The 2,197-nt window shown below is 63.9% G+C and carries 2 protein-coding genes; both read left to right on the forward strand.

Annotation, left to right across the window (positions count from 1 at the left end; translation table 11 throughout):
- Positions 1 to 56: 56 nt before the first annotated feature.
- On the forward strand, positions 57 to 1,208 hold the full coding sequence (locus RB628_RS40310) for an acyltransferase (protein WP_318325615.1): 1,152 nt from the start codon (positions 57 to 59) through the stop codon (positions 1,206 to 1,208).
- Between the two features lie 678 nt (positions 1,209 to 1,886).
- The coding region (locus tag RB628_RS40315) for a hypothetical protein (protein ID WP_318325614.1) at positions 1,887 to 2,197 on the forward strand (311 nt) is incomplete at its 3' end.

Consider the following 2,197-nt stretch of genomic DNA (forward strand, 5'->3'; position numbering starts at 1 on the left):
CACCACCAACACGACCGCCACTTGATCGGCTACACCACTCGGCGGGACATGACCGAATCGCCGCGCTCGTGGTGGTGTTTGACCACTCGTCGTACGCCTTCATGGCAGAGTTTCGGCGGGAATTGATGCCGGAGTTCAACACCAGCCGCTACGGCATCATGGTGTTCTTCCTGGTGAGCGGCTACATCATCCCCGCATCGCTCGAACGCCGGGGCTGTGTTCGGACGTTCTGGATCGGCCGGGTTTTCCGTATGTACCCGCTGTGGGTGGCGGCTGTCACCGCGGTCCTCGTCCTCAACCTGGTGGGCACTGCGGAGATCCGTGCCGACTTCGGTCAGCAGAGCGCTGTCACCGTGGCCGTCGCCCATCTCACGTTGCTGCAGGAGCTGCTGGGGACGCCCAATCTCCTGCTCGTCCTGTGGACGCTCTCGTACGAGATGGCCTTCTACCTACTGGTCGTCGCCCTGTTCACGGTCCGCATGCACCAGCGGTCGGCAGCGGTGGCCGTCACCTTGGCAGTGCTCGCCGCCGTGAGTGTGATGGCAGGGGTCACGCTGCCGGCCTCCGCCCTCTCCGGCGCAGTCGGCACCGGCACGCTGATTGCGCTCGCCTCGGGCGCCATGGTGGTCGCCATCTGCTGTGCCTGCGCCGGGTCACCCACGCTTCGCGTGTTCGGGGGCGTACTGGGCGGGGTGCTGGCACTCGGACTGGTCTGTTTCAACAGCACGGTCCCTATGTGGGAGGGCCTGGTCATCCTTGCCGTGATGTTCCTCGGTACCGCCGTCTACCGAGCCGAACATGGTCAGAGCACCTGGCTGTACGCGGCGTGCACAGCCGCGGTGGTGGCCGCCTGCGCCGTGGGGAGTGCGTACGGGGACGGCGACGGGTCCCATTTCACGCGGCGCGGCTGGATCGTGGCCTTCCTGCTGGCAGTGCTCACCTTCGCTGTCGGACTGGCGTTGCGCTGTCGGCGGATACCGCGCTGGCTGACCGGACTGGGAACGATCAGTTACTCGGTCTACCTGCTGCATCCGGTGCTGCTGGCGGTGAGTGACGGGACGATCGGCCGGTGGCGGCAGGACCGTCTTGTGCTCGAAGTGGCGTTCTATGCCGTGCTGTTGCCGCTGTGCGTGCTGACCTACCGTTATATCGAAGCGCCGGGCCAGGCGTGGGGCCGGAAACTGGCACGCCGCGTTCAGCCACTGTGACGAGCGCCAGTGCCACATGCCCCTCGGATCCTGTCGGGCCGCACGCGGCAACGCCCCGGATCGATCAAGGTCCGGAGCGTTGTTCCGGCAGATTCTGACGGCTGAAACGCGCGACCGTCGCTCTCCTCGGGGGCCACGAGCGACCAGAGTCCCGGCAGCTCGCGCACTGCCTCGCCGACACAGTCACCGGCTTCCCTGCGCCCGAGGCAGGGGTCACACGGGGTCGCACGAACGGCTATGACCGGCACCTGCAAGCGGAATGTCGTGTTCCAGCTTCAGGTAGACGAACCAGGACGGAAACACCCGCTCGCCCCACCCGCCCACGCGGCACTGCGCGAAGTCTTCAGCCGCATCGGCCAGTCGGCGAAGTCGGTGCCGATCGGTTTTTGCTGTGCGAGAGGCAATTCAATAGGTGCAGACAAAGTGGTCATCGATGTTGAATCACGGTGAATTTGTCAAGCAAACGTGAAGTGGGTCATGGTTTGAGTTGCTCCGGGTTGGAAGTTTTTGTGAGTTATACCCACTTATAAATCTCTGGTCAGTAAGCCGGAGGCGCCCGTATGTTGCAACCTGACCATTTGATCGAACACATCCGGTAATAGTTCAACGCCGGTTGGTGGGGGAGCAGTTCATATGAATACATACGGGGGGAGACGTCGGCTGCGCACAGCTGGCGTTGTGTTCTCCGCAGCCATAGTGCTTGCGGCTGGTGTATCCAACGGCGCCATGGCGGTGGCTGATGAGAGAGCCGACACCTTGGCCTCCGGGGCCGCCGGAACCGACAAGGCGGACACAACCGTCGCAGACGACGGAACGGGTGAAGACGTCAAGGCGCTGGCCCAGGCCGCGCGTACCGGCAAGTTGGTGGAGATCACCTCGTTGCGCGGTGAAAGCAGCGAGGTGTATGCCACACCGGAGGGGCATCTAGAGGCTCGTACTACAGCCTCAGATCTTGAGGTTGTGATCGGTTCTGCTCGGGTTGTCGCCAG

The organism is Streptomyces sp. ADMS, assembly GCF_033441795.1.
GTDB lineage: Bacteria > Actinomycetota > Actinomycetes > Streptomycetales > Streptomycetaceae > Streptomyces.